Origin of the sequence: Streptomyces sp. NBC_00212, assembly GCF_045206365.1 — a bacterium.
GTDB lineage: Bacteria > Actinomycetota > Actinomycetes > Streptomycetales > Streptomycetaceae > Streptomyces.
This window is the reverse complement of the sequence record NZ_CP108115.1, coordinates 6,259,905-6,285,473: the sequence shown is the minus strand read 5'-3', so window position 1 is coordinate 6,285,473 and position 25,569 is coordinate 6,259,905. Positions and strand designations below refer to the sequence as shown.

General features: G+C 71.9%; 20 protein-coding genes. 13 read left to right on the top strand and 7 right to left on the bottom strand.

The genetic code is table 11. The features are described from left to right. Window positions 1-36 precede the first annotated feature (36 nt). From OHA17_RS28625 to OHA17_RS28615, 3 genes are read right to left on the bottom strand one after another with little or no spacing between them, the layout of a single operon-like run. Complete coding sequence (locus OHA17_RS28625) at window positions 37-1,473, bottom strand: hypothetical protein (RefSeq protein ID WP_406508958.1); 1,437 nt, start codon at window positions 1,471-1,473, stop codon at window positions 37-39. Beyond that, the gene (pelF, locus tag OHA17_RS28620; RefSeq protein ID WP_406508957.1) at window positions 1,470-3,020 is read right to left on the bottom strand and encodes a GT4 family glycosyltransferase PelF; all 1,551 of its coding nucleotides are present in this window, start codon (window positions 3,018-3,020) and stop codon (window positions 1,470-1,472) included. Before pelF ends, OHA17_RS28625 begins: the two co-directional genes overlap by 4 nt. Before the next feature lie 52 nt (window positions 3,021-3,072). Then, complete coding sequence (locus tag OHA17_RS28615; RefSeq protein WP_406508956.1) at window positions 3,073-5,085, bottom strand: hypothetical protein; 2,013 nt, start codon at window positions 5,083-5,085, stop codon at window positions 3,073-3,075. Between the two features lie 332 nt (window positions 5,086-5,417). Between OHA17_RS28615 and OHA17_RS28610 the strand changes: the two genes are divergently transcribed. From OHA17_RS28610 to OHA17_RS28575, 8 genes are all read left to right on the top strand, one after another. Beyond that, window positions 5,418-6,938, top strand: a complete 1,521-nt coding sequence (locus tag OHA17_RS28610) for a leucyl aminopeptidase (RefSeq protein WP_406508955.1) — start codon at window positions 5,418-5,420, stop codon at window positions 6,936-6,938. Between the two features lie 333 nt (window positions 6,939-7,271). Next, a complete protein-coding gene (gene lpdA, locus OHA17_RS28605; RefSeq protein WP_053727683.1) occupies window positions 7,272-8,660 on the top strand; it encodes a dihydrolipoyl dehydrogenase in 1,389 nt (462 codons plus the stop codon). Between the two features lie 54 nt (window positions 8,661-8,714). Then, a complete protein-coding gene (sucB, locus tag OHA17_RS28600; RefSeq protein WP_406508954.1) occupies window positions 8,715-10,469 on the top strand; it encodes a 2-oxoglutarate dehydrogenase, E2 component, dihydrolipoamide succinyltransferase in 1,755 nt (584 codons plus the stop codon). Between the two features lie 128 nt (window positions 10,470-10,597). Continuing rightward, complete coding sequence (locus tag OHA17_RS28595; protein ID WP_053727681.1) at window positions 10,598-11,224, top strand: GntR family transcriptional regulator; 627 nt, start codon at window positions 10,598-10,600, stop codon at window positions 11,222-11,224. Between the two features lie 227 nt (window positions 11,225-11,451). Then, window positions 11,452-14,148 (top strand): pyruvate dehydrogenase (acetyl-transferring), homodimeric type, encoded by a 2,697-nt coding sequence (gene aceE, locus OHA17_RS28590; protein WP_406508953.1) that lies wholly within the window; start codon window positions 11,452-11,454, stop codon window positions 14,146-14,148. A gap of 99 nt (window positions 14,149-14,247) precedes the next feature. Next, window positions 14,248-15,021, top strand: a complete 774-nt coding sequence (locus OHA17_RS28585) for a VOC family protein (protein ID WP_406508952.1) — start codon at window positions 14,248-14,250, stop codon at window positions 15,019-15,021. Window positions 15,022-15,328: 307 nt separating this feature from the next. Further along, window positions 15,329-16,306: a helix-turn-helix transcriptional regulator gene (locus tag OHA17_RS28580; RefSeq protein ID WP_406508951.1), complete on the top strand. Its 978-nt coding sequence runs from the start codon at window positions 15,329-15,331 to the stop codon at window positions 16,304-16,306. A gap of 77 nt (window positions 16,307-16,383) precedes the next feature. Further along, the gene (locus tag OHA17_RS28575) at window positions 16,384-17,298 is read left to right on the top strand and encodes a GntR family transcriptional regulator (RefSeq protein ID WP_063802042.1); all 915 of its coding nucleotides are present in this window, start codon (window positions 16,384-16,386) and stop codon (window positions 17,296-17,298) included. A 93-nt stretch (window positions 17,299-17,391) separates the two neighbouring features. On the opposite strand, the gene OHA17_RS28570 is transcribed toward OHA17_RS28575, so the two are convergent. Continuing rightward, on the bottom strand, window positions 17,392-17,631 hold the full coding sequence (locus tag OHA17_RS28570) for a hypothetical protein (RefSeq protein ID WP_406508950.1): 240 nt from the start codon (window positions 17,629-17,631) through the stop codon (window positions 17,392-17,394). A 258-nt stretch (window positions 17,632-17,889) separates the two neighbouring features. On the opposite strand from OHA17_RS28570, the gene OHA17_RS28565 reads away from it, so the two are divergent. After that, window positions 17,890-18,759, top strand: a complete 870-nt coding sequence (locus OHA17_RS28565) for a GntR family transcriptional regulator (RefSeq protein ID WP_406508949.1) — start codon at window positions 17,890-17,892, stop codon at window positions 18,757-18,759. A 141-nt stretch (window positions 18,760-18,900) separates the two neighbouring features. Next, window positions 18,901-19,422, top strand: coding sequence for a DUF4240 domain-containing protein (locus OHA17_RS28560; protein WP_406510834.1), 522 nt, complete (start codon window positions 18,901-18,903; stop codon window positions 19,420-19,422). Between the two features lie 36 nt (window positions 19,423-19,458). Here the strand turns inward: OHA17_RS28560 and OHA17_RS28555 are convergent, their stop codons facing one another. After that, entirely contained in the window at window positions 19,459-20,262 is an 804-nt protein-coding gene (locus OHA17_RS28555; protein ID WP_406508948.1) for an SDR family NAD(P)-dependent oxidoreductase, read from the bottom strand. Between the two features lie 100 nt (window positions 20,263-20,362). On the opposite strand from OHA17_RS28555, the gene OHA17_RS28550 reads away from it, so the two are divergent. After that, window positions 20,363-21,049, top strand: a complete 687-nt coding sequence (locus tag OHA17_RS28550; RefSeq protein ID WP_398871034.1) for a TetR/AcrR family transcriptional regulator — start codon at window positions 20,363-20,365, stop codon at window positions 21,047-21,049. Between the two features lie 6 nt (window positions 21,050-21,055). Here OHA17_RS28550 and OHA17_RS28545 read toward each other — a convergent pair whose 3' ends face one another. Both OHA17_RS28545 and OHA17_RS28540 read right to left on the bottom strand, forming a co-directional pair. Beyond that, window positions 21,056-22,312, bottom strand: a complete 1,257-nt coding sequence (locus OHA17_RS28545; protein ID WP_406508947.1) for an amidohydrolase — start codon at window positions 22,310-22,312, stop codon at window positions 21,056-21,058. Between the two features lie 52 nt (window positions 22,313-22,364). After that, on the bottom strand, window positions 22,365-22,892 hold the full coding sequence (locus OHA17_RS28540; protein WP_406508946.1) for a GNAT family N-acetyltransferase: 528 nt from the start codon (window positions 22,890-22,892) through the stop codon (window positions 22,365-22,367). A gap of 36 nt (window positions 22,893-22,928) precedes the next feature. Between OHA17_RS28540 and OHA17_RS28535 the strand changes: the two genes are divergently transcribed. Continuing rightward, window positions 22,929-23,828 (top strand): TIGR01777 family oxidoreductase, encoded by a 900-nt coding sequence (locus tag OHA17_RS28535; RefSeq protein WP_406508945.1) that lies wholly within the window; start codon window positions 22,929-22,931, stop codon window positions 23,826-23,828. Window positions 23,829-24,251: 423 nt separating this feature from the next. Continuing rightward, the gene (locus OHA17_RS28530) at window positions 24,252-25,568 is read left to right on the top strand and encodes an NAD(P)/FAD-dependent oxidoreductase (RefSeq protein ID WP_406508944.1); all 1,317 of its coding nucleotides are present in this window, start codon (window positions 24,252-24,254) and stop codon (window positions 25,566-25,568) included. Window position 25,569 lies beyond the last annotated feature (1 nt).

Here is a 25,569-nt window from a genome sequence, read left to right as displayed (position 1 = left end):
CAGCGCGTTCGGGGTACTCGGGGGTCCTCGGTCTGATCATGGCCGGTGGGCGGTCGCCCTTCCCACCAGGACGCAGACCAGCATGGCAAGCAGCGCGGCCGCCGTCCCCGACACGACGAGACCGGTCGGCGGCGGCGCGCCCAGGAGCAGCGCCAGGGTCTGGGCGACGGCCGCCGCGCAGCACACCAGGGCCGCGCCCGGCGCCGCCCCGAACGACTGGAGCAGCAGCCCGGTCCACAGCACCGCGCCGATCAGGAGCAGCGTCGCCAGCCTCAGGCCGCTCACCGCCGGGGCGTCCGGCCACAGCCGGGTGCCGGCCTCGGCGAGCCCGGCCAGGATCAGCAGGTACGCGCCGAGGCAGACGGTCACGGTGGCGGCGACCGAACCGCGGAACCCCCGCGCGCTGGACGTGGTCCGAAGCCCCGCCAGGCTCTCGGCGCGGAAGCGGTGCAGAAGCCATTCGGCGGGGCCCATGCTGAGGGTGAGGGCGACGGCGGAGGGACCTGCGACCGTGCCCGCCGAGCCGTGCCGGAAGATGTCGCCGAGGGCGGCGTACAGCACGAGGACGCCCGCGCCGAGCCCGAACAGGCCGTACGGCACGGAGGCGGCGACCCGGGGCGAGACGGCGCCGCGCGGCCCGGGCCCGGCCGCCTCGCCGCGCAGCGTGAGCACGGCCAGTGTGACGGCCGCGATCAGCGAGACGAGCAGCAGCACCGGCCCGACGAAGGACGGCAGCCCCGGTACGACGCCGAGGGTCAGCGGCAACAGGGCCCAGAACAGCGGGCGTTCACGGCCGAGCACGAGCAGCGCGGTGGCCGCCGCGAGATAGCAGCACTGCCCGGCGGCGAACGCGGCGGCGGGCAGCTCGCCCGGGCCGGTCGCGGCGAGTGCGGTGAGCGAGCTGAGCGCGGCGCCGAGCGGGGCTCCCAGGCGCAGCGCGCGGACGGCGGCCGGGCGGTCGGCGAGGCTGAGCCAGGAGTGGGCGCGGTGCGAGAGCGACTGGTTCCACACCCAGCCGGTGACGGCCCCGGCGAGCAGCGGAATGGTTCCGGCAGGCAGGCCGAGCGCGGTGCGGGGGCCGGCCAGGAGGGGCGCGCCCAGGACGTAGGCGAGCCCGGGCAGCGCGAAGACGAGCCCGCGCAGCAGGCACGAGCCGAGGTGGGTGTGCCAGGGTTCGGCGGGTGGCGCCGGGGGCTCGGGGTAGCGGCGCTCGACGCGGCCGTAGAGCTCCTCGGCGAGCGAGAAGGAGTCGGGGTGCCCGTACACAGCTCTTATCTGAGCGTCCGACATGCCGTCGGACTCGATAATGGCGGCTATTTCATCCGGATGGACGGCAGCCGCTATCAAGTCCTCCAGACGCAGGGCGAGTTCGGTAAGGGGGTCGTCCTCGGGCGGCCTGGGCAGGCGCTGGCGCGGGATGAAGGGCAGGGTGTCCTGCCCTTCGTCCCCGCCGACCCACAGGGAACCGCTCACCGGGGCGCCCCGCCGAGGGTGCTGGGCTGCGGGTCGTCGGACAGCTCGCGGTACCAGGGGTCCGTGAGCTGCAGCGTCCAGTCGTCCTCGGGCGTGAACCCGGCCAGGGCGGGGTCGGGTTCGGGGCATCCGGCGAGTTCCAGATAGATGCGCCGGAAGCCGTCCACCGAGCGGTGCAGGGTGAACTTGTCGACCACGCGCTGGCGGGCGGCGGCGCCGAGTTCGGCCCGCCGCTCGTGGTCGCGGAGCAGCCCGATGGTCGCCTCGGCCATCACCGCGGGCTCGCGCGGCGGCACCACGAGACCGGCCTCGCCGGCCGCCTCCCGTACGCCTCCGACGTCCGTGGACACGGTGGCGCGCCCGCACGACATCGCCTCGATCAGCGAGAACGGGAAGCCCTCGCTGATGCTGGACAGCATGACCACGCTGCCCGAGGCGTACGCGCTCGCCACGTCGCTGACCCGGCCCTCGTAGGAGATGCCGTCGGTGACGCCGAGTTCGGCGGCCAGCTTCTCCAGGCGGGTCTTGTAGTCCTCGCCGCCGGCCGGCACTCCTCCGTACAACCTGAGCCGGGTCTCGGGGAGTTCGGCGCGGACGATGGCGTACGAGCGGATCAGGGTCTCCAGGTCCTTGATCGGGTCGATGCGTCCGCACCAGCTCAGGGTGGGGACCGCCGGGTCGGGTCCGGCGTGCGGGAAGAGGTCGGGGTCGACGCCGTTGTAGACGGTGCGGATCCGCTCGGTGGGGGCGCCGCCGCGCTCCTCCCAGCGTCGGTTGTACTGGTTGCACGGGGTGATGAGGTCGGCCTGGCGGTAGCCCATGGTGTTGAGCTCGCGGTAGAAGCCGAGCAGCACCGCCTTCACCGGCCAGCTCTGCTCGCCGGTGCGGTAGCCGAGGTAGCGCTCGCGCAGGTAGATGCCGTGTTCGGTGAGCAGGAACGGCACGCCGTCGAAGTGCTGGGCGGCGAGCGCGGGCAGCGTGGCGAGGCCGCTGCTGACCGCGTGCGCCACGCTGTCCGCCGGAATGCGGGCGGACAGCGGGCGCAGTGCGTGTTCCAGGAGGTCGGTCGCGGTCAGGGCGTCGTGCACGGTGGGCTTCGCCCTGGACAGTGCCAGGTGCGGCATGGTCCAGATCCACATCAGCGACTTCAGTGCCGCCTCCGAGCGGAGCGCCGCCGAGAGCCGCCCGGCCCGGGCGAGCTCCGCCAGGCCGTACAGGGCCGAGGCGAAGTCGCAGCCGGACTCCGGGTCGAGCATGGCGAGCAGGAAGCGCTCGTAGGTGTCGGTGAACCGGCGCCTTTCCTTGCCGAGGAGCGGTCGCCGCCTGCCGGGCTGCGGCCCCCACAGGGGGAACGCCGTGTGCCGGTAGACGTTGGCCGGCAGTTCCCAGGCGACCGGCTCGCGGCCGCTGCCGGTGAGGGCGACGACGTTGAAGTCGACCTCCGGCATGCCGCGTACGAGCTGATCGCACCAGGTGCTGACGCCCCCGTGTATATGCGGATATGTGCCTTCCGTGAGCATGGTGACATGACGGCCACTGCTCGGCATGGATGTCCCCCCAGGACAAGCGGTCGTGCGTGACGAGCGATCAGGCGGCTGGTCAGGCCGGCAGCTTCAGCGTGATGGCCGACTGGAGCAGCTCGGGCGAGGACCAGTCGGAGCGCTGACCCGCGTACGGCGTCCCGAACGCGGTGGTACCGAGGAGCAGTTGCTTGCGGGTGCCCTCCGGTGCCGTGATCGGTGCGGCCACCCCCTTCGGAGCCTGCACGGTGACAGTGTCGCCGATCCGGTAGGCGGTCACCGAACCGGACGCCAGCGCCTTGTCCCAGGACGCCCTGCGGCTGAGTTCGGTTCCCCCGTCCTTCTCACGCAGGTTCACGATCGGCGCGCTGTCGGCGTAGAGGGCCTTGTAGCCGCCGAGGACCTTGTCCAGGACCGGGTAGAGGATCCGCTCCTCGGCCAGGTTGGACTGGTGGACGTAGTGCGGCCGCGGGTCGTTCCACAGCACGTGCGAAAGGGCGGTCCTGGCCTCCCTGGGCACGATGTACGACTGGTAGCCGGTGGCGGTGTCGAGCGGGGCGGTCATGCAGGTGGAGGCCGGGTTGTTCTCGCAGACGCCGCTGCCGCCGTCGGCCTTGGAGGTGTACAGCCAGTTGTACTCGTCGGTCATCTCGGCGGCCTTGCCGACGTTGTAGTACACGTTCATCGGGTGCCGGGGGACGGTCTGGGCGGCGCCGACGGCGCGCTGGTCGGGCTCGCGCGAGGCGTCGCTGCCGGTCCACTTGACGCCGTTGTCGGCGAGCGCGCCCGCCAGGTTCGGGTTGTCGTCGGGCTGCTGCGGCAGGACCCTCATGCCGGAGTGCTCACCGGTGACGAGCTCGCTCTTGTCGACCGGGAGGCCCTTCTGGGCGGCCCAGGTGTTGTTCTGCGAGATCTGCGCGGAGATGTCGGCCCGGCTCATCCACTGGGTGGAGCCGTCGGCGTTCTTCTTGCACTGCCACGGCACGACGGTGTTGTCCTGGACGCAGCCGAGGAACTCGTGCGTGTAGGTGTGGTTCACCCAGCGGTACTTGGCCTTGTCGGCGAGGAGTTGGGTGGCCAGCGCGTCGGTGCCGCCGTTCTCGGCCTTCCACTCCTCGCCCGCGCCCGCGTTGTAGACCATGTCGAGCGTGAACCCGTTGGCCTGCTCCCACTGGGCCGCGTACTGGGCGTCGGCCGCGGTCATGCGGATGTCCGGGTTGGTGGTGCCGCCGGCGGGGCAGTCGAAGTCGCCCGGGGTGCAGTTGTGGACGCTGTCCCAGCGCGAGTCGGGCGCGAACACGTCGTCCACGTGCACCGTGAAGTAGTTGCGGCTCTGGCCGAGGTGCACGCCCTGGGTCACCCACTCCACCATGCCCTTGGCCAGCGCCTGGAACTGCTCCTGGTACTGGTTGTAGGCGAAGGTGACGACCAGTTCGCTGCGGCCGTCGTGGGCGTACTGGCCGAGCAGGGTGCCGCCGGTCGGCGCGTCGAGGTAGCTGGTGAAGCCGTCCCTGGGGTGGCCCGCGTAGCCGTAGCTCTCCGGCACCGTCGGGTCGTTGTCCTCGAAGGTGAGCGGCCCGTCGAGGTAGCCGAAGGGCCCGGCCTTGCCGGCCGTGGTGACCTGGGACTTGGCGCCGTCCAGGACGCCGGACCAGCCGCCGTTCTGGTCGGTGTAGTCGATCCCGACCTCGGGGTGCGCCCAGGTGTACGCGTCGATCTGCCGGATCCCGAAGGTCGTCTCGTACGTGGCGAGAGCGGCCTGCTCGGGGGCGGCCGCGGAGCCGAACGGGATCTCGTTGGGCGCGACGACGCCCTGGAACTTGGCGCGCGGCCGCCCGCTGACGGTGTCGCTGAGGAAGGCGGCGTTGACGGTCGGCCGGCCGGCGGCGCCCAACTCGACCGTCTGGTACGGGACTCCGGTGTTCTTCAGCTCGGCGACGAGCGCTCCGACCGCGCTTCCGCCGTCGTCGAGGACCAGCACCTTCAGATCGATGCGCGGCGCGACGGTGGCCGCCGCGTTGGCGGCCGGGATGGCCGTGGTGAGCAGTCCGGCAGCCATCAGCGCCGTGAGCGCAAGCCTGGTTCTTCCCATTTTCAAGGCCTTAGCCTTCATTTGTCCCCCCAAAGAGAGCCTCCGCGCGCGGACTGCGCATGGAGAACCTGTGGTGATGATGCAAACGAGCACGGTGCCCCCTGTGCCCGATCGAGGCGAGTGTGACGGAGCTCTCACGAAGCGTGCGGGCCAAACGTGAAAGAGACACCACGGATGAGTGAATTACGGCCACCGCGATCGAACGCCGTCACCGCGCGTAGGCTCGGTGACTGGTGGTCGACCCGTCCGAAATACGATGTCCCCGGTCCCGGCCGGACCATCCGACGGTCGAACACTCCACAGGATTCTCAAGGAAGAGAGATCTCACCACCGTGACTGCTCTGACTCTCAGCACTGCCGGTGCGGCGACGCTGCGCGCCGACGCCCTCGTCGTCGGCGTCGCCAAGGCCGCCGGCCCCAAGGGTGGGCTGGTCGTCGCGCCCGGCGCCGAGGCCGTGGACAAGGCGTTCGACGGGAAGCTCGCCGCTGTCCTGGCGACCCTCGGCGCCAGTGGTGCCGAGGGTGAGGTGACCAAGGCCGTCTCCCCCTCGGGTCTCAAGGCCCCGTTCGTCCTCGCGGTGGGCCTCGGCTCCGCCCCCGCCGACGACGAGGCGTACGCCTCCGAGGTGCTGCGCATCGCCGCCGGCAACGCCGCGCGCGCCCTGCACGGCATCAAGAAGGCCGCATTCGCGCTGCCGATCGAGGCCGCCGAGGACATCGAGGCGATCGGCGAGGGCGCCCTCCTGGGTGCGTACGCCTTCACCGCCTACCAGGATCGCGGCGCCGACGCCAAGGGCCCGCTCGCCGAGGTGGCGCTGCTCGGCGCCAAGCCGCGCGACAAGGCCCACAAGGCCGCCGCCGAGCGCTCGCTCGCGCTGGCCGAGGAGATGAACCGCGCCCGAGACCTGATCAACACCCCGCCGAACGACCTCACCCCCGAGGCCTTCGCGGCGGTCGTCTCGGCGGCCGGCAAGGAGCACGGCCTCAAGGTCCAGGTCCTGGACGAGAAGGCGCTGGAGAAGGGCGGCTTCGGCGGCATCCTCGGCGTCGGCGTCGGCTCGGAGAACCCGCCGTGCCTGGTGAAGATCTCGTACACGCACGCCAAGAACGCCAAGCACCTCGCGTTCGTCGGCAAGGGCATCACCTACGACTCGGGCGGCATCTCGCTCAAGCCGGCCGGCCACAACGAGACGATGAAGTGCGACATGTCCGGCGCCGCCGCCGTGTTCGCCGCCGTCGTCGCGGCCGCGCGCCTGGGCGTCGAAGTGAACGTCACCGGCTGGCTGGCGCTCGCCGAGAACATGCCGTCGGGCTCCGCCACCCGCCCGGGTGACGTGCTCCGCATGTACAGCGGCAAGACCGTCGAGGTCCTGAACACCGACGCCGAGGGCCGCCTGGTCCTCGCCGACGCGCTGTGGAAGGCCTCCGAGGAGAAGCCCGACGCGATCGTCGACGTGGCGACGCTGACCGGCGCCATGGTCCTCGCGCTCGGCGACCACACCTTCGGGATCATGGCCAACGACGACGCCTTCCGCACCGCGATCCACGAGATCGCGGAGGAGTCCGGCGAGCAGTCCTGGCCGATGCCGCTGCCCGCCAACCTGCGCAAGACCATGGACTCCCCCACCGCCGACCTCGCCAACATGGGCGTGCGGATGGGCGGCGGCCTGGTGGCAGGACTGTTCCTGAAGGAGTTCGTCGGCGAGGGCATCACCTGGGCCCACCTGGACATCGCGGGCCCGGCCTACAACGACGGCGCCCCGCACGGCTACACCCCCAAGGGCGGCACCGGCTCCTCGGTGCGCACCCTGCTCCGGCTCGCCGAGCGCACCGCCTCGGGCGACCTCGGCTGACAGCCCCCGCACAGCCGACACACGGCGCGGCCCCGGGTATGGATCCCGGGGCCGCCCGTGTTCACGCTCCGTACCGTCACGCTTCGGCCGGATTTCGCTGTCGATGAAATCCGTACGCCGCCGCGATGCGGTGGAGTCACCCCTGAGAAGCGCCGAGTCCGACGATCGGGCGTCTCAGACCCCGGCCCCGCGTCCCGCCTTCCGTCAACAAGTGCGAAGATGGGTTCTCGGCAGGACAGGGCCCCCACCACAGGGCCGAAGACAAGCGGCCGAACACCAGCCGCCGCCGGTCATCGACGACCGCGCCCGGCGCACATGCATGGAGGACGTGACGTGGCGAACGACGCCAGCACCGTTTTCGACCTAGTGATCCTCGGCGGTGGCAGTGGCGGCTACGCCGCGGCCCTGCGCGGAGCGCAGCTGGGCCTGGACGTCGCACTGATCGAGAAGAACAAGCTCGGCGGCACCTGCCTGCACAACGGCTGCATCCCCACGAAGGCCCTGCTGCACGCCGGCGAGATCGCCGACCAGGCGCGCGAAGCCGGCCAGTTCGGCGTCAAGGCGACCTTCGAGGGCATCGACATCAACGCGGTCCACGCGTACAAGGACGAGGTCATCTCGGGCCTGTACAAGGGTCTGCAGGGCCTGGTCGCCTCCCGCAAGGTGACCTACATCGAGGGCGAGGGCCGCCTGTCCTCCCCGACCTCCGTGGACGTCAACGGCCAGCGCATCCAGGGCCGCCACGTCCTGCTCGCGACCGGCTCCGTGCCGAAGTCGCTGCCGGGCCTGGAGATCGACGGCAACCGCATCATCTCCTCCGACCACGCGCTGACCCTGGACCGCGTCCCGCAGTCCGCGATCATCCTGGGCGGCGGCGTCATCGGCGTCGAGTTCGCCTCGGCGTGGAAGTCCTTCGGCACCGACGTCACGGTCATCGAGGGCCTCAAGCACCTCGTGCCGGTCGAGGACGAGAACAGCTCGAAGATCCTGGAGCGCGCGTTCCGCAAGCGCGGCATCAAGTTCAACCTGGGCACCTTCTTCCAGAAGGCCGAGTACACCGCCAACGGTGTGAAGGTCACGCTGGCCGACGGCAAGGAGTTCGAGGCCGAGGTCCTCCTCGTCGCCATCGGCCGCGGCCCGGTCTCCCAGGGCCTCGGCTACGAGGAGCAGGGCGTCGCGATGGACCGCGGCTACGTCCTGGTCGACGAGTACATGCGCACCAACGTGCCCACCATCTCCGCCGTCGGCGACCTCGTCCCGACGCTCCAGCTCGCGCACGTCGGCTTCGCCGAGGGCATCCTGGTGGCGGAGCGTCTGGCCGGTCTCAAGACCGTCCCGATCGACTACGACGGCGTGCCCCGGGTGACGTACTGCCACCCCGAGGTCGCCTCCGTGGGCATCACCGAGGCCAAGGCCAAGGAGATCTACGGTGCGGACAAGGTCGTCGCTCTGAAGTACAACCTCGCGGGCAACGGCAAGAGCAAGATCCTCAAGACCGCGGGCGAGATCAAGCTCGTCCAGGTCAAGGACGGCGCCGTGGTCGGCGTCCACATGGTCGGTGACCGTATGGGCGAGCAGGTCGGCGAAGCCCAGCTGATCTACAACTGGGAGGCCCTGCCGGCCGAGGTCGCGCAGCTCATCCACGCGCACCCGACGCAGAACGAGGCGCTCGGCGAGGCCCACCTGGCGCTGGCCGGCAAGCCGCTGCACTCCCACGACTAGTAGCCCCTCGGGCGCGACGACCACTTCCGCAATTCGTAAGGAGCAACCGAAACCATGTCGGTTTCCGTAACCCTTCCGGCGCTCGGCGAGAGCGTCACCGAGGGCACCGTCACCCGCTGGCTGAAGGCCGAGGGCGAGCGCGTCGAGGCCGACGAGCCGCTGCTCGAAGTCTCGACCGACAAGGTCGACACCGAGATCCCCGCCCCCGCCTCCGGCATCCTGGCCTCCATCAAGGTGGCCGAGGACGAGACCGTCGAGGTCGGCGCCGAGCTCGCCATCATCGACGACGGCACGGGCGCGCCCGCTGCCGCCCCGGCTCCGGCCCAGGCCGAGGCCCCTGCCGCCGCCCCCGCCCCGGCCGCTCCGGTCGCCGAGGCCCCCGCCGCTCCGGCTCCGGCCGCCGCTGCTCCGGCCGCCCCGGCCGCCGGTGGTGCCTCCGGCACCGACGTCGTCCTCCCCGCGCTCGGCGAGAGCGTGACCGAGGGCACCGTCACGCGCTGGCTCAAGGAGGTCGGCGAGGAGGTGGCCGAGGACGAGCCGCTGCTTGAGGTCTCCACCGACAAGGTCGACACCGAGATCCCCGCCCCGGTCGCCGGTGTGCTCCTGGAGATCGTGGTCGCCGAGGACGAGACCGCCGAGGTCGGCGCCAAGCTCGCCGTCATCGGTGCCCCGGGCGCTGCTCCGGCCGCCGCCCCGGCCCCGGCGGCTCCGGCCCCGGCCGCCGCTCCGGCGCCCGCCCCGGCTGCGGCCCCTGCCCCGGCCCCGGCGCCTGTGGCTGCTCCGGCCGCCCCTGCTCCGGTCGCGCCCGCCGCTCCGGCTCCGGTGGCCGCTCCGGCTCCGGCTCCGGCTCCGGTCACCCCGGCTCCGGCTCCCGCCGCCACCTCCGGTGACGACGGTGCGTACGTCACGCCGCTGGTCCGCAAGCTCGCCTCCGAGTCCGGTGTGGACCTGGGCGCGGTCAAGGGCACCGGCGTCGGCGGCCGCATCCGCAAGCAGGACGTCATCGCCGCCGCGGAGGCCGCCAAGGCTCCCGCCCCGGCCGCCGCTCCCGCCGCGAAGAAGGCCGCCCCGTCCGTCGAGGCGTCCCCGCTGCGCGGCCAGACGGTCAAGATGACCCGCATGCGCAAGGTCATCGGCGACAACATGATGAAGGCCCTGCACTCGCAGGCCCAGCTGACCTCGGTCGTCGAGGTCGACATCACCAAGCTGATGAAGCTGCGCGGCCAGGCGAAGGACTCCTTCGCCGCCCGTGAGGGCGTCAAGCTGTCCCCGATGCCGTTCTTCGTGAAGGCGGCGGCCCAGGCGCTGAAGGCCCACCCGGTCATCAACGCCCGGATCAACGAGGACGAGGGCACCATCACGTACTTCGACTCGGAGAACATCGGCATCGCCGTCGACTCCGAGAAGGGTCTGATGACCCCCGTCATCAAGGGTGCGGGCGACCTGAACATCGCCGGCATCTCCAAGGCCACGGCCGACCTGGCCGGCAAGGTCCGCGCCAACAAGATCACCCCGGACGAGCTGTCCGGCGCGACCTTCACCATCAGCAACACCGGCTCGCGCGGTGCGCTGTTCGACACGGTCATCGTGCCGCCGAACCAGGTCGCCATCCTGGGCATCGGCGCCACCGTCAAGCGTCCGGCGGTCATCGAGACCGCCGAGGGCACCGTCATCGGCGTCCGCGACATGACGTACCTGTCGCTCTCCTACGACCACCGTCTGGTGGACGGCGCCGACGCGGCCCGCTACCTGACGGCCGTCAAGGCGATCCTGGAGGCCGGCGAGTTCGAGGTCGAGCTCGGCCTGTAAGGCTCCCAGAGGCACCGTGGGGCGGTTGTAAGACTCGTCTCACCAGCGGCCGCGCCCCCGTTCGGACTCTTCCGGACGGGGGCGCGGCCGTATTGTTTGGGGGTCACCGCCCCCTTGGAGGAGCCCTCATGACCGTGCCCGTCGTCCACTCGCTGCGCGAGCAGATCCGCGAGCACATCGTGGAGGGGATCGTCAGCGGGCGCTGGAAGCCAGGTGAGCGGATCGTGGAGCGGCGCATCGCGGTGGAGCTGCAGGTCAGCCAGACGCCGGTGCGCGAGGCGCTGCGGGAGCTGGAGAGCCTGCGCCTCATCGAGTCGGCGCCCAACAAGGGCGTACGGGTGCGGAACCTGACCGCGGCCGACCTGGAGGAGAGCTACCCGGTGCGGGCCGGTCTGGAGCAGATCGCGGCCGAGCTGGCGGCCGAGCGGCTCGCCGAGGACTGCTCGACGCTTGAGCCGCACGTGGCCGCGCTGTACGAGGCGGACCGGGCGGCCGACGGCACCGCGCAGGTGCGGCACACCGTCGGATTCCACCGGGAGCTGGTGCGGGCGGCCGACAACAGTGTGCTGTTGCACACATGGGAAGGCCTCGGCATCGAGGTGTTCACGGCGCTGTCCATCCGCTGGCTCGGCACCGTCCAGAAGTCCTACGCGGAGGAGCACGAGGACCTGGTCGCCGCGTTCCGGCGGCGGGATCCGGCCATCGGGGCGCTGGTGAAGGCCCATGTCCTGGGGTGCGCGCCACGTAGCGCCTGACCTGCGCGGCAGAGCACCGGGACCCCTTCAAAAGCAAGGCACCCGGTGCCCATTTTCGCGGCACCCTGTGCCGACTTTCGTAATTCGAAGAAGTTTTTGGCTCCGCACTTTGATCGATCATCGATCGGCGGCTTACAGTCGACGGCGGACTCACCGGTCCAAGGCCCCGTCCTGCCAGACAAAGGCCCCCTTTTCTCCACCCCCCTCCTGTCCGGAAGGCGGCGATCATGATCGACCCCGTAGCCAAGTTTCCGAGCGAGCTCGACCAGCTCCCGGACCGTGACACCGAGGAGACCGCCGAATGGGCGGCCTCCCTCGATGCCGTCGCCAAGGCCGCCGGCCCGCACCGGGCCGCGTATCTGATGCGCCGCACGCTGCAGCACGCCGAAGGGGCGGGCCTGGCCCTGCCCAAGCTGCTGGAGACGGACTACGTCAACACCATCCCCTCCTCCTCCGAGCCCGTCATCGACGGCGACGAGGAGATGGAGCGCCGGATCACCGCGTGGAACCGCTGGAACGCGGCCGCCATGGTGACCCGCGGCTCGAAGTACGGCGTCGGCGGCCACATCGCGACCTTCGCGTCCGCGGCCTGGCTGTACGAGACCGGCTTCAACCACTTCTTCCGCGGCAAGGAGGGCGACGGCTCGGGCGACCAGCTCTACATCCAGGGCCACGCCTCGCCCGGCATCTACGCCCGCGCCTTCCTCGACGGCCGCCTCACCGAGGCGCACCTCGACAAGTTCCGCCAGGAGTCCGCGGGCGACGGCCTGCCCTCCTACCCGCACCCGCGCCGGCTGCCCTGGCTGTGGGAGTTCCCGACCGTCTCCATGGGACTCGGCCCGCTCTCCGCCATCTACCAGGCGCGCTTCAACCGGTACCTCACCAACCGGAACATCAAGGACGTCTCTAACTCCCACGTGTGGGCGTTCCTCGGCGACGGCGAGATGGACGAGCCCGAGTCGACGGCGGCCCTCGCGCTCGCCGCCCGCGAGGGTCTGGACAACCTGACCTTCGTCATCAACTGCAACCTGCAGCGCCTCGACGGCCCGGTCCGCGCCAACTTCAAGATCGTTCAGGAGCTGGAGGCCCAGTTCCGCGGCGCCGGCTGGAACGTCGTGAAGTCGCTGTGGGGCGGCGCCTGGGACGAGCTCTTCCAGCTCGACACCACCGGCGCCCTGGTCCGCCGCCTGCGCGAGGTTCCCGATGCCCAGGTGCAGACGTACCAGACGCGTGACGCGGCCTACATCCGCGAGGACTTCTTCGGCAAGGACCCGGCGCTCGTCGAGATGGCGAAGCTGCTCTCGGACGACAAGATCCTGGAGTGCTTCCACCTCTCGCGCGGTGGCCACGAGCCGCGCAAGGTGTACGCCGCCTACAAGGCCGCCCTGTCCCACAAGGGCGCGCCGACCGTGATCCTGGCGCAGACCGTCAAGGGCTTCACCCTCGGTGACGGCTTCGCGTCCAAGAACGCGAACCACCAGATGAAGAAGCTCACGAACGACGAGTTCAAGAACATGCGTGACCTTCTTGAACTCCCCATCTCCGACGCCCAGTTCGTCGACGGTGTCGTTCCCTACGGCCACCCGGGCGCCGACTCCCCCGAGGTCCGCTACCTCCAGGAGCGCCGCGCGGCGCTCGGCGGCCCGGCCCCGGCCCGCCGCAGCCACGCGATCGCCCCGCTGCCGGCCCCGGCCGACAAGTCGTTCACGGCCTTCGACAAGGGCTCCGGCCACCAGTCCATGGCCACCACCATGGCGTTCGTCCGGCTGATGAAGGACCTGATCCGCGACAAGGAGACCGGCAAGCGCTGGGTCCCGATCGTCCCGGACGAGGCCCGCACCTTCGGCATGGAGTCGCTGTTCCCCTCGCTCGGCATCTACTCGCCCAAGGGCCAGACGTACGAGCCGGTCGACCGCGACCAGCTGATGTACTACCGCGAGGCCAAGGACGGCCAGATCCTCAACGAGGGCATCACCGAGGCCGGCTCGATGGCCGACTTCATCGCCGCGTCGTCCGCGTACGCCACGCACGGCGAAGCGATGATCCCGTTCTACATCTTCTACTCGATGTTCGGCTGGCAGCGCACGGCCGACCAGATGTGGCAGCTCGGCGACCAGCTCGGCCGCGGCTTCCTGGTGGGCGCCACCGCCGGCCGCACCACGCTGACCGGTGAGGGCCTCCAGCACGCGGACGGCCACTCCCCGGTGATCGCGGCCACCAACCCGGCGGCGATGTCGTACGACCCGGCCTTCGCCTACGAGGTCGCGGCCATCGTCAAGGACGGTCTGCGCCGCATGTACGGCGAGGCAGCCCCCGGCGAGGACCGAGACGTCTTCTACTACCTGACGGTCTACAACGAGCCGATGCCGCAGCCGGCGAAGCCCGCGGGCATCGACGAGGGCATCGTCAAGGGCCTGTACCGCTTCAACACGGCGGAGACCGCGGGCCTCACCGTCCCGGTCAACGCCTCCCGCATCCAGCTGCTCGGCTCCGGCACGGCGATCCACTGGACGCTCGAAGCGCAGAAGCTGCTCGCCGAGGAGTGGGGTGTGGCCGCCGACGTGTGGTCCGCCACCTCCTGGACCGAGCTGCGCCGTGACGCCCTTGAGGCGGACGCCGCCCTGCTGCGCGGCGAGGAGCGAACTCCCTTTATCCGCAAGGCACTTGAGGGCGTGGACTCCCCCGTCCTCGCGGTGTCCGACTACATGCGCCAGGTCCCGGACCAGATCGCGCAGTGGATCGAGCAGGACTACTCCTCGCTCGGCGCGGACGGCTTCGGCCTCTCCGACACCCGCGAGGCGGCCCGCCGCCACTTCGGCGTCGACGCCCAGTCGATCGTCGTCGCGGCCCTGGCCCAGCTCGCCAAGCGCGGCGAGGTCCCGGTCACGGCCGTGAAGGAAGCGCGCGAGCGCTACGGCCTGTAGGCCTCATCCGGCAGGCACGCGTGCCCCGTCCCGATTGCCGGGGCGGGGCACGCGTGCGTGAATGGTCGACCGGGGGCGCCACCGTTCCGGGAGCACTGCATGAAGATCTACAACCGCCCGTCCGCGCCCGCCTGGGCCGACCTGTCGACGACCGACGTGGCCGCCGCCAAGGCTTTCTACGGCGGGCTCTTCGGCTGGCAGGGCGCGGACGTGCCGATGGAGGAGGCGGGCGGCTACGGGATGTTCCTGCTCGGCGACCAGTACGTCGGCGGGTACGGGCCCTGCATGGCGCCGGGGCAGCCGGTGGCCTGGCTGGCGTACTACCAGGTCGACTCGGCCGATGCGACGGCCGCGGCGGTGACGGCCAACGGCGGCTCGATCGTGGCCGGTCCCATGGACGTCTTCGAGTCGGGCCGGCTCGCGGTGTTCACCGACCCCGAGGGCGCCGTCTTCGGCGTCTGGCAGCCCAAGGAGCACAAGGGTTTCGGGGTGGCCGACAAGCCGTACAGCATGTGCTGGTTCGAGCTCCTGACCCGGAACTCGGACCAGGCCAAGACCTTCTACCGAACCGTCTTCGGCTGGGACGGCGACACCGAGCCGTACGGCGGCTCCGAGTACACGGAGTGGACGCTCGAAGGCGAGAGCTTCGGCGGCATGATGCGGATGAACGAGGACTTCCCGCCGGAGGTGCCGCCGCACTGGATGGTGTACGTCGAGGTCGAGGACTGCGACGCCACCGCGGCGAAGGCGCGGGAGCTGGGGGGCGAGGTCCACGTGCCGCCCACGACCATCCCGCCGGGCCGGTTCTCGCTCCTGCGGGACCCGCAGGGCGGGGTGTTCTCGGTCATCGCGCTGGACGAGACGCATCGGTAAGCGCGGGCACTGGGTGCCCTACAGGGGCGCGGGGCTGTGACATCTGCGGCTCCGCCGCGCGGGCGCGAGCACCACGCACGGCCCGCGGCCGAAAGAGGGTTTAGGGGCGCGGGGAACTGCGCGATCAGCCACAGCCGGTCCGCAGCCGACGAACTGGCACCTGCGCGCAGCGCATTCGGTTTCGCTTTCGGGCGCGGGCCCGGTGGGGGCTGGTCGCGCAGTTCCCCGCGCCCCTGTAGAGCACCCAGCACCTCACAGCCCCGCGCCCCTTCGGGGCACTCCGCCAGCCACCCTGCATCATGAACACATGCGTGCTGCCCGGCTCATCAAGATGGTGCTTCTGCTGCAGGCCCGGCCCGCCATGACCGCCGCCGAGCTGGCCCGGGAGCTGGAGGTTTCGGAGCGGACCGTGACCCGGGACGCGCAGGCGCTGGCGGAGGCCGGGGTGCCGGTGTACGCGGACCGGGGCCGGGCCGGCGGGTACCGCCTGATCGGCGGGTACCGGACCCGCCTGACCGGCCTCGCCCGCTCCGAGGCCGAGGTGCTGTTCCTGTCCGGAGTGCCGGGCGCGCTGCGGGAGATGGGCCTTGAGGACGCCGCCTCGGCCGCCCGCCTGAAGGTGTCGGCGGCCCTGCTGCCCTCCCTCAAGGACGCCCCGTCCGCCGCTGCCCAGCGCTTCCACCTGGACGCCCCCGGCTGGTGGCAGGAGCCCGAGACCCCCGAACTGCTGCCCGCCGTCGCCGAGGCGGTCTGGGACGACCGGGGGATCCGGATCGGCTACCGGCGCCCGGACCGCTCGGAGGTGGAGCGCGAGCTGGAGCCGTACGGCCTGGTCCTGAAGGCGGGCGTCTGGTACCTGTGCGCCCGGGCGGCCGACGAGGGCGGCTTCCGGGTGTACCGGCTCGACCGGTTCACCGCGGTCGCGGTCGGCGAGGACCGCTTCGTGCGCGAGGAGGACTTCGACCTGCCGCGCTTCTGGGAGGCCCGGGCCGAGGAGTTCGCGCGCTCGGTGCTCCGCGAGACGGTGGTCGTACGGGTCTCGCCCGCCGGGGCCGCCCGGCTGCCGTACGCCACCGGTGACCACGGTGCGGTGCGCGAGGCCCTGGAGAAGGGGGAGGGCCCGGACGAGGACGGCTGGCTGACGCTCACGCTGCCGGTCGAGTCGCAGGACATCGCGTGCGGCCAACTGCTCGGACTGGGGCCGGAGTTGGAAGTCATGGAGCCCGTCGAGCTGCGCGACCGTGTCGCCGACGCGGCCCGCGCCATGCGCCAACTCTACGAGTGAACCAGCCGCATTGGCAGATACTGACGGTTTCCGGCGGACAACTCGCCGTCATTGGCAGGAAGTTGTAGGCTGGCGGCGTGCCTGGTAGCAGCGCTTCGACCGATGGACAGCGTCGTCCGCGGGATGTGGTCGCGGACGGCTTGCGTGCGCTCATCACCGGCGGTGAGCTTCGGGTCGGTGAGCACATCCCGACGCAGGCCCAGCTCAGCGAGCGGTTCGCCGTGCCGCGCGGCGCGGTCCGCGGCGCCGTCGAACTCCTGGAGCGGGAAGGCCTCATCAGGCGGGCCCAACAGGGCACCCCGCCGACCGTGGCCCGCCCCGCGACCATCCAGGCGCCCGCGAACAACCGGCGCGAGGTGCCCGGCGCGCGCCGCCATTCGCCGCGGCCCGCGGGGATCTTCCTGGGCGAGCGGGTGGCGCAGTGCTTCCGCCAGGAGGAGGTGACCATCGACGCGTACTGCCTCAATGGCGAGACGCTGGCCTCCGCGCTCGCGGGCCCGCTGGTCACCGTGCAGGCCGAGGGCTCGGGCCCGCGCCGGGTGGCGGTGCGCATCCTGCTGCCCGACGCCGAGGCCCCGCTCGCCCTGCCCCAGGTGATCGGCGACCTGCAGAACGGCCGGCCGCGGGAGCGGCTGCGGATCACCAGCAACCACATCTACGGATCGCTGCGGCACTCGCTGCGCATGCTCAAGGTCCGCGACCTGGTGCCGGACGTGACGGTCGAGGCCCGCAAGGTGTCGATCACCCCGACGCAGAAGGTCTACATCCTCAACGGCCGCGAGGTGCTCGCCGGCCACTATCAGGTGACCGAGCGCACGGTGGATCTCGACCGGAACCCGATCGAGATCTACGACATGCTCGGCGTGGAAGGCATGCTCTTCCGGCACACCGTGGTGGACGACGACCAGGTCACCCGCAGCTATGTCGAGCAGACCCAGCAGTGGTTCGACTCGCTGTGGAACACCATCGCCCGCCCCATGGACCCGAATTGAGCCGGATCCGGAGCGGGCCGCCTTCGGCCGACCTCGCACGGAGGCCGGCGGTCGAACTGCGCGTTCAGGGCGCGGGCGATCGGGCTGCCGCGTTCAGAGTGCCGCGATCAGCAGGAACACCAGGAGCACGGCCGCCACGCACACCAGGTTCGTGCGCGGCCCGGCCGGAACCGGCCCCGGCTCCCGGCGGACCGCGCCGCCACCACCACCGCCGCCCTTCGCGAGCAGCACGCCCAGGGCGAGCACCAGCAGACCCGACGGGCCGAGCAGGGACACCACACCCACGTTCGACAGCAGTTCGAGGACGATTTGCACGCGCGTCTCCAGTCCCATGGAACACCTCCTCCGGTTGTCGCCGCCGCGGACCGCAAGTACTGAGCTCGGTACCTTCATTGGCAGGCGATTGTGTTCCCTCCTCCTACCCGGCCTGAATGGTGGCCATCTATGGTCAGCGCGCTGCATATTGGGCAACACAGCTATACCAATGGGGAATTGGACGGCCAACTGCCTCAACCAACCGGTCAACAAGTGGAGTTGACCGGTTGGCGCAGCCATCTGTCCTGTGCTGACCGCCAGTTGTAGCCTCACTGGGTGACGACCCACATATCAGGGGCCGACCGGGACGACGCCGGGGAGACCCCCCGCTACCGATCGGTCGCCGACGCGCTGCGCCAGGACATCCAGAACGGTGTCCGGGCGCCCGGCGAGGCGCTGCCCAAACAGGAGCAGCTCATGCGCCGTTTCGACGTCGGGCGCGGCACCGTACAGAAGGCGCTCCAGCTGCTGCGCGACGAGGGGCTCCTGGAGGAAGGGGTGCGGGGCCGGGGCGCCGTGGTGGCCCGCCAGGCTGCCATCGGACGGCCATTGGTCTATTACATTTCCCGCGCGTTCGAGGCACCCCATGTCTCCCTTGACGTCTGGTCGCTGCACACCGAGGAGCTCTCCCGCGCCGTGCAGCAGCAGGCCGAACTCATCCGGCTCGGCGACCGGCCGGCCCCGCGGTCGGTCCGGGTACGGGTCCTGGTGCCGGATCTGGACACCCACCACCCCTACCCGCGCCACCTCGACGACCCGTCGGACCTGCGCCCGCTGCGACGCCTTCGCCGGGTCATCCGGATGTACACGGAGGCGCTGCACCACTCGCTCACCCAGCTGGCCGAGGAGGGCACGGTCGGCTCGGTGTCCGTGGAGATCCGGAGCCTGCCGACGGTGCCCGGCGAGAAGCGCTACCTCATCAACGGCAGCCAGATGCTGACCGGCTACTACTTCCTGCGCAGGACCCGCATCCTCGTCGACGCCGAGGCCATAGAGGTGCTCGAACTGCACAGCGACACCCTGTTCCCGGCCACGCTCGAAGGGAACGGGGCGCGGTCCCTGGAGCGCGCGGAGTTCCAGCAGGTGCAAACGTGGTTCGACTCGCGCTGGGAGATGGTCGCGACCGCGCTGCCCCTCGACGAGTGACGAGACGAGTGACGAACGGATGGCGAACGCGCGGCGAGCGAATGGCTACAGGTGTGCCAGGGGTGAGCCGGGAGCGGCAACCGGACGAAAAGCGCCGCTCCGCGTGCGCCGCCTCCCCCTACCCACGATGCTGGTTCCGTGATGGACGAGACGGAGTTCTGGGAGATCGTCGACCGTACCCGCGAGGCCGCCGACGGCGACCCCGAGGAACAGGCCGACCTGCTCGTGGAGCGGCTGCTGCAGTACGACCCCGACTCCGTGCTCGACTTCGCCCGGCACTTCGAGGCGCGCTACAACCGCGCCTACCGCTGGGACCTGTGGGGCGCCGCGGCCGTGCTGCTCGACGGAGCCAGCGACGACGCCTTCGACTACTTCCGCTGCTGGCTGATCGGCCAGGGCCGCGAGGTCTTCGAGGGCGCGCTGCACGACCCGGACGCGCTCGCCGACCTCCTCGGCGAGTTCGACGAGGAGGTCGACGGCGACGGCGAGGAGCTCGGCTACGCGGCGGACGAGGCGTACGAGCAGCTCACCGGCGTCGTGGCGCCGGACCTGGGCATCCCGGGCCAGTCCGAGGAGCCGCAGGGAACCGCGCTGGACTTCGAGGACGAGGCGGCGCTGGCGGCCCGCTTCCCCCGCCTGTGGGAGCGATTCGGGGCGGGCTGAGCGGGCGGGTCAGCGGGTCACCCGGGCTCCATCGGCTCAGTAGTGCGTTCCGCCGTCGATGCGGATCTCGGTGCCGGTGATGAAGCGGCCGTCGTCGCTGGCCAGCATCGCGACCACGGATGCCACCGTCTCCGGGCCCGCGAAGCCCTCGCCGATGGCCGGGGCGAGCTTCATGAAGAGCGACATGTCGGCGTCGGCGGGCAGGCCGGGGCCCACGCTCGCCTTGGAGGCGCCTGTTCCGTCGGTCATGCCGGAGGAGATCGAGCCAGGCTGCACGGCGGTGAACCGGATGCCCCGCTTGCCGTACTCGGCGGCGAGCGCGTGCGTCATCGACTGGATGCCGCCCTTGCTGGCCGCGTACGCCGCCATGTAGGGGTGGGCGAACACCGCCGAGGTCGAGCTGAAGTTGACGACGGCCGCGCCGTCGCCTTCGAGCAGCGCCGGGATCGCCTCGCGGATCATCAGGAAGGTGCCGGTCAGGTTGACCGCGACGACCTTGTTGAAGTCGGCCAGGCTCGTCCGGTGGGTGTGCGAGGAGCGCAGGATGCCGGCCGCGTTGACCAGCACGTCCAGGCCGCCGAGCGCGGAGACCGCGGCGGCGACGCCCTCGCGCACCGAGTCCTCGTCGGCTATGTCGACGCCGAGGGTGGTGAGCCGGCCGATGGTGGCGCCCGACTTCTCGGCGGTGTCCTTCAGGCCGGCCTCGCTGACGTCCGCGGCGACGACGTGGCCGCCCTCGGCGAGCAGGCGCAGCACGGTGGCCTGCCCGATGCCGGAGCCACCGCCGGTGACCAGCGCGCGGCGTCCTTCGTAGCGGTCGGTGACGGTGTTCACGCTCATCGCGGTCCAGCTTTCTCGACGCGGGGGGAGCCGGTGAGGGGCTCCGTGTGGATGTTTCCACCGTACGCCTTAGTGGCACGATTTGCCATGAAGTCAATCCATGCAGACGAACCGGCTCCGGGCGTACGCTTGCGAAGTGACCCAGCCCGTACCGCAGCCCGTCCCCCCGCCCAAGACCTCGCTCACCGAGCGCCGCAAGGCGGCGACCCAGCTCGACATCGCCCGCGCCGCGGCCGCGCTCTTCGCCGAGCACGGGCCCGACGGCACCACCGCCGAGGCCATCGCCCGGCACGCCGGGGTCGCGCTGCGCACCTTCTACCGCTACTTCCGCTCCAAGCAGGACGCGGTCGGCCCGCTGCTCTCGGGCGGCGCCGAACGCTGGCGGGCGCTGCTCGAAGCGGCCGAGCCCGGCCCCCTGGCGAAGACCCTGGAGGTCGCCGTCCGGGAGGCCCTCGCGGTGCCCGACGCGCACGCGGCCGAGCAGTTCAGGTGGACCCGGGGGCTGCTGCGCGCGGCCGAGCACGACGCGGCGCTGCGCGCGGTCTGGTACCGAGTGAACCAGGACTCCGAGGAGCGCCTGCTGCCCGCGCTCGCCCGCCTCGCGGGGCCGGGGGCCGACGCCCTGGAGGTACGCCTTGCGGCGGCCGCGGCCACCGACGCGATCCGGGTGGCGCTAGAGGCGTGGTCCGCCACCGACGCCCCGGCCACGGGCCCGGGCTCCCCCGCCGAGCTCGCCGTGCGCTGCCTGCGCGAACTCACGGGCGGGATGCGGCTGTTGGGCCACTGAGCCCGCTCAGCCCTCGCCGAGCCAGGCCAGCGCCGCGGTCGTCAGGGCCGTGACGCCGGTGGTCAGAGTGGGTTCGACCAGCGGGGCGAAGAAGGGCGAGTGGTTGGAGGGGATGTCCTGGTCGAGGGTGCCGGCGGCGAACGCGGCGCCGAACGCCTCGGCATCCGCGCCCCCGAACAGCCAGTAGCAGACCGGGACCCCGGCCTCCGTACCGAACAGGCCGACGTCCTCGCTGCCCGTCACCGGACCCGGGTCGAGCACCTTGTCCTCGCCGATGACCGCGCCGACGGCGGCCATCGTCCGCGCCACCGCGTCGGCGTCGTTGACGACCACCGGGAAGGAGTCGATCCCGGTGATGTCGGGCTCGCGCTCGGCCCCGGCGACGGCGGCCTCGCCCCGCACGATCCGCTCGACGGCGGCAAGCACCCTGGCCCGCACGTCCTCCTTGTACGTCCGGATATTGATCTTCAGCTCGGCCTCGTCCGGGATGATGTTGTCCTTGGTCCCGGCGTTCAGCGCGCCGACGGTCACGACGGCCGTCTCGCCGCCGGGGATCTCGCGCGAGACGATCGTCTGGAGCCGCAGCACGGTCGAGGCCGCCATCACCACCGGGTCGACGGACGTCTCGGGGCGCGAACCGTGCGCCCCCTTGCCGTACATGACGACCTTGAGCCCGTCGGTGGCGGCGAAGGCGGGGCCCGCGTGCGCGCCGACCAGACCGGCCGGGAACGGGCCCACGTGCTGGCCGAGCACGACGTCGGGCGTCCCGAACCGCTCGTAGAGCCCGTCGTCGAGCATGGCCCGCGCCCCCTGCGCGATCTCCTCGGCGGGCTGGAAGACGCCGAGGACGGTGCCGCTCCACAGCGAGCGGGAGTCGGCGAGCAGCTTGAGCGCGCCGAGCAGGCAGGTCACGTGCATGTCGTGCCCGCAGGCGTGCATGACCCCGTCGACGGTGGAGGCGTAGTCGAGCCCGGTCCGCTCCCTGACCGGCAGCGCGTCGAAGTCGGCCCGGAGCAGCACGGTGGGCCCGGGCCCGTTCTTCAGGACGGCGACGACCCCGGTGCGCCCGACCCCGGTGGTCACCTCGCAGCCGAACTCCCTTGCCCTGTCGGCGACTTCTGCGGCGGTGCGGTGCTCGGCGAAGGACAGCTCGGGGTGCGCGTGCAGATCGCGGTAGAGGGCGGCGAGGTCGGCGCGGATGGCGTCGAGCCCGCGCAGGGCGATGCCGGCAGCGTCCGCGGCGGCCTTGGCAGCATTGGTCAAGGGGCTGGAGTGAGACACGGGACCCTGCTTTCGGAGGTTCGGTCGTCGGTCGTCAGCTGTCGATCAGGGAACGGCCCATGAGGACGTCGTCCACGTACGCGCCGTCGAGGAGGAACTCGCCGGGCAGTACGCCTTCGACGGCGAAGCCCTCCGCCTCGTACAGGGCGCGGGCCGGGGCGTTGTGGCCGAGGACGCGCAGGGTGATGCGGGTGGCGCCCTGGCGGCGGGAGGCGTCGCAGGCGGCTCTCAGCAGGGCGCGCGCGACGCCCCGGCCGCGCGCGGCTTCGGCGACTTCGAGCCCCTGGATCTGCCGGACGTGCCGGTTGCAGGCGAGCGCGGTGGCCGGAACCAGCCGGATGAACCCGACGATGTGGCCGCCCGTCTCCGCGACCAGGTAGTGCGAGGGCTCGTGCCGCTCGTCGAAGAAGGGCTCGTACGGCGCTGTCGGCCGCGGCTGTACGGAGTGCAGCGGGGACCAGGCGTCCCGGGTGAGCGCGCCCAGCGGCTCGCCGTCGGAGCGCTGGGCCGGGCGTATGAGCACAGGCGGAGAAGTACTGGGCTGGGTGTACGACTCGGGCATGCGGCCACTGTGCCATGCGGGCGGTGGGGCGCGAGGATGGGATCCATGAAGATCGCGGTGACGGGTTCGACAGGACTGATCGGTGCGGAGCTGGTGCGCTCGCTGCGGGCGGACGGGCACGAGGTGCTACGTCTCGTACGGCGCGAGGCCGAGACGCCGGACGAGGTCGAGTGGGATCCGGCGCGCCAGTACGTGGACGCGGCGGGCCTTGCGGGATGCGAGGCGGTGGTGCATCTGGCCGGGGCGGGGGTGGCCGACCGCCGCTGGACGGCCGCGTACAAGAAGGAGATCCGGGACAGCAGGGTGCTCGGCACGGCCGCGGTCGCAGAGGCCCTGGCCTCGCTCGACACCCCGCCGAAGGTGCTGGTCAGCGGGTCGGCGATCGGCTACTACGGCGACACGGGCGGCCGTCCGGTGGACGAGTCGGCGCCGCCGGGCGACGGCTTCCTCGCCTCGGTGTGCGTGGAGTGGGAGGAGGCGGCGGCCCCGGCCGAGGAGGCGGGCATCCGGACCGTGTTCGCGCGTACGGGTCTGGTGGTGGCCCGCGACGGCGGGGCCTGGGCGAAGCTGTTCCCGCTGTTCCGGGCGGGGTTGGGGGGCCGGCTCGGGAGCGGGCGCCAGTACTGGTCGTTCATCGCCCTGCACGACGAGGTGGCGGCGCTGCGGTTCCTGGTCGACACGGACGAGCTGTCCGGCCCGGTGAACCTGACGGCACCGTCCCCGGTGACGAACCGGGAGGTGACGGCGGCGATGTCCCGGGCCCTGCACCGCCCGGCCGTCCTGCCCGTCCCGGCGGCGGCGATGCGGCTCGCGGTGGGCGAGGCGGCCGGAGACGCCCTGTCTAGCCAACGCGTCCTCCCGACACGCCTGTTGTCGGCGGGCTTCAAGTTCGCGTTCCCCAGCGTGGAGGGGGCGATCGGGGCGGCGGCGAGGTAGGGGGTTCTCCCACCCTGCCAGGATCAACCCCGCCAGGGGCGCGGGGCTGTGACATCTGCGGCTCCGCCGCGCGGGCGCGACCCACATACGGCCCGCGGGTATATGCAGGCCCAGGCCCCCGGCGGGTCTGGGGCGCAGCCCCAGGGGGTCGGCTCATCCGACGCCGAGCAACGGGCGGGTGGGTGGGCGAACCCCCGGGGGGCTGGGGCGGAAGCCCCAGGAGGGCCGGTCCCGCGAGGGAAACCCCCTCCCCCGCCCACCCCCGGAGGGCACCCGTGCGCCCGCCATGCTTCGACGCCCACCCCCGCGCGCATGGGCCCGCCCGCCCAGAACGTACCTACTCTCTCCTCGAACTGCCGCATTTCGTGGGCCAGTTGGGGGCATGAGGCTTCCACCTACCGCGCCTACCTCGGGGAGGGCCACGTGCTCAGCACCGCACACCATGCGGACGTACTCATCGTGGGGGCCGGGCTCGCGGGCCTGTCAGCGGCTCATCAGCTGACCGGCGCGGGAGTCACGGTCAGCGTCCTGGAGGCAGCCCCCTGCGTGGGCGGCCGCATGTCGACCAGCACGGTCGACGGCTTCCGCCTCGACCGGATCGGGCAGCTGCTCTCGACCTCGTACCCGGAACTGACCCGCACCCCGGGCCTGGAGGACCTGCCGCTGCGCCCGTTCTCGCCCGGCGTCCTCGTGCACAGCGGGGGCCGTCACTACCGGGCGGGCGCGACAGGGAGCGCGAGGGGCGCACTGGCCGCCGCACGCGCCCGCGCGAGCGCCCCTCGTGGCACGGTCACCCCGCTCGGGGGCGCACTCGACCAGGCCCGGCTCGGCAAGGCACTCGCCAAGCTCGCCGCGACCTCGGTCGAGCGGATCGTCGCCCGGCCCGAACTCCCCATCCGCCAGGCCCTGTTGGGCCGGGGCCTGCCCGCCCGCACCCTGGACGGCTTCGTACGCCCGCTGCTCTCCGCGCTGCTCTGCGACCCGGACCTGACCACGTCGAGCCGCTGCGCCGACCTCGCGCTGCGCGGCTTCGCACGCGGCCGGCTGTGCGTTCCGGCGGGCGGCGCGGCGACCCTGCCGGAGCTGCTCGCCGCCGCCCTGCCGCCCGGCACGGTGCGTACCGACGTGAAGGTGACGGCCGTCGCCACGACCTCTGTCACCACCGCCGACCACGGCGTACTCGGCTGCCGCTCGCTGCTCCTGGCCACCGACGCCCCGGCCGCCGCCGAGCTGCTGCCCGGCCTGCGGGTCCCCGCGTTCCACCCGCTCACCGTGGTGCACCACGCCGCACCGCGCTCCCCGCTCGCCGACCCCGCGCTGCTCCTGGACGCGGACCGCAGCGGTCCGGTGGCGTACAGCTCGGTGATGAGCGAGGTCGACCCGAGCCGGGCGCCGCGCGGCCGGGCGCTGATCACCTCGACCGTGCTCGGCACCCCGCCCGCCGACCTGGAGAGTGCCGTACGCCGCCAACTGGCGCGCCTTTACGCCACGTCCACGGACGGCTGGGAGCTGCTCGCCGTGCACCACACCCCGCAGGCCGTGCCGTCGATGCCGGCCCCGCACGATCTGCGCCGCCCGGTCCGGCTGCTCGCCGGCCTGTACGTGTGCGGCGACCACCGCGACACCAGCACCGTCCAGGGCGCCCTGTACTCGGGCCGCCGCGCCGCCCAGGCGATCCTCGCCGACCTGGGCGTCCAGTCCTGGCACGCGGCCCCGGAGGTGATCCGCAAGGCGGCCTGAC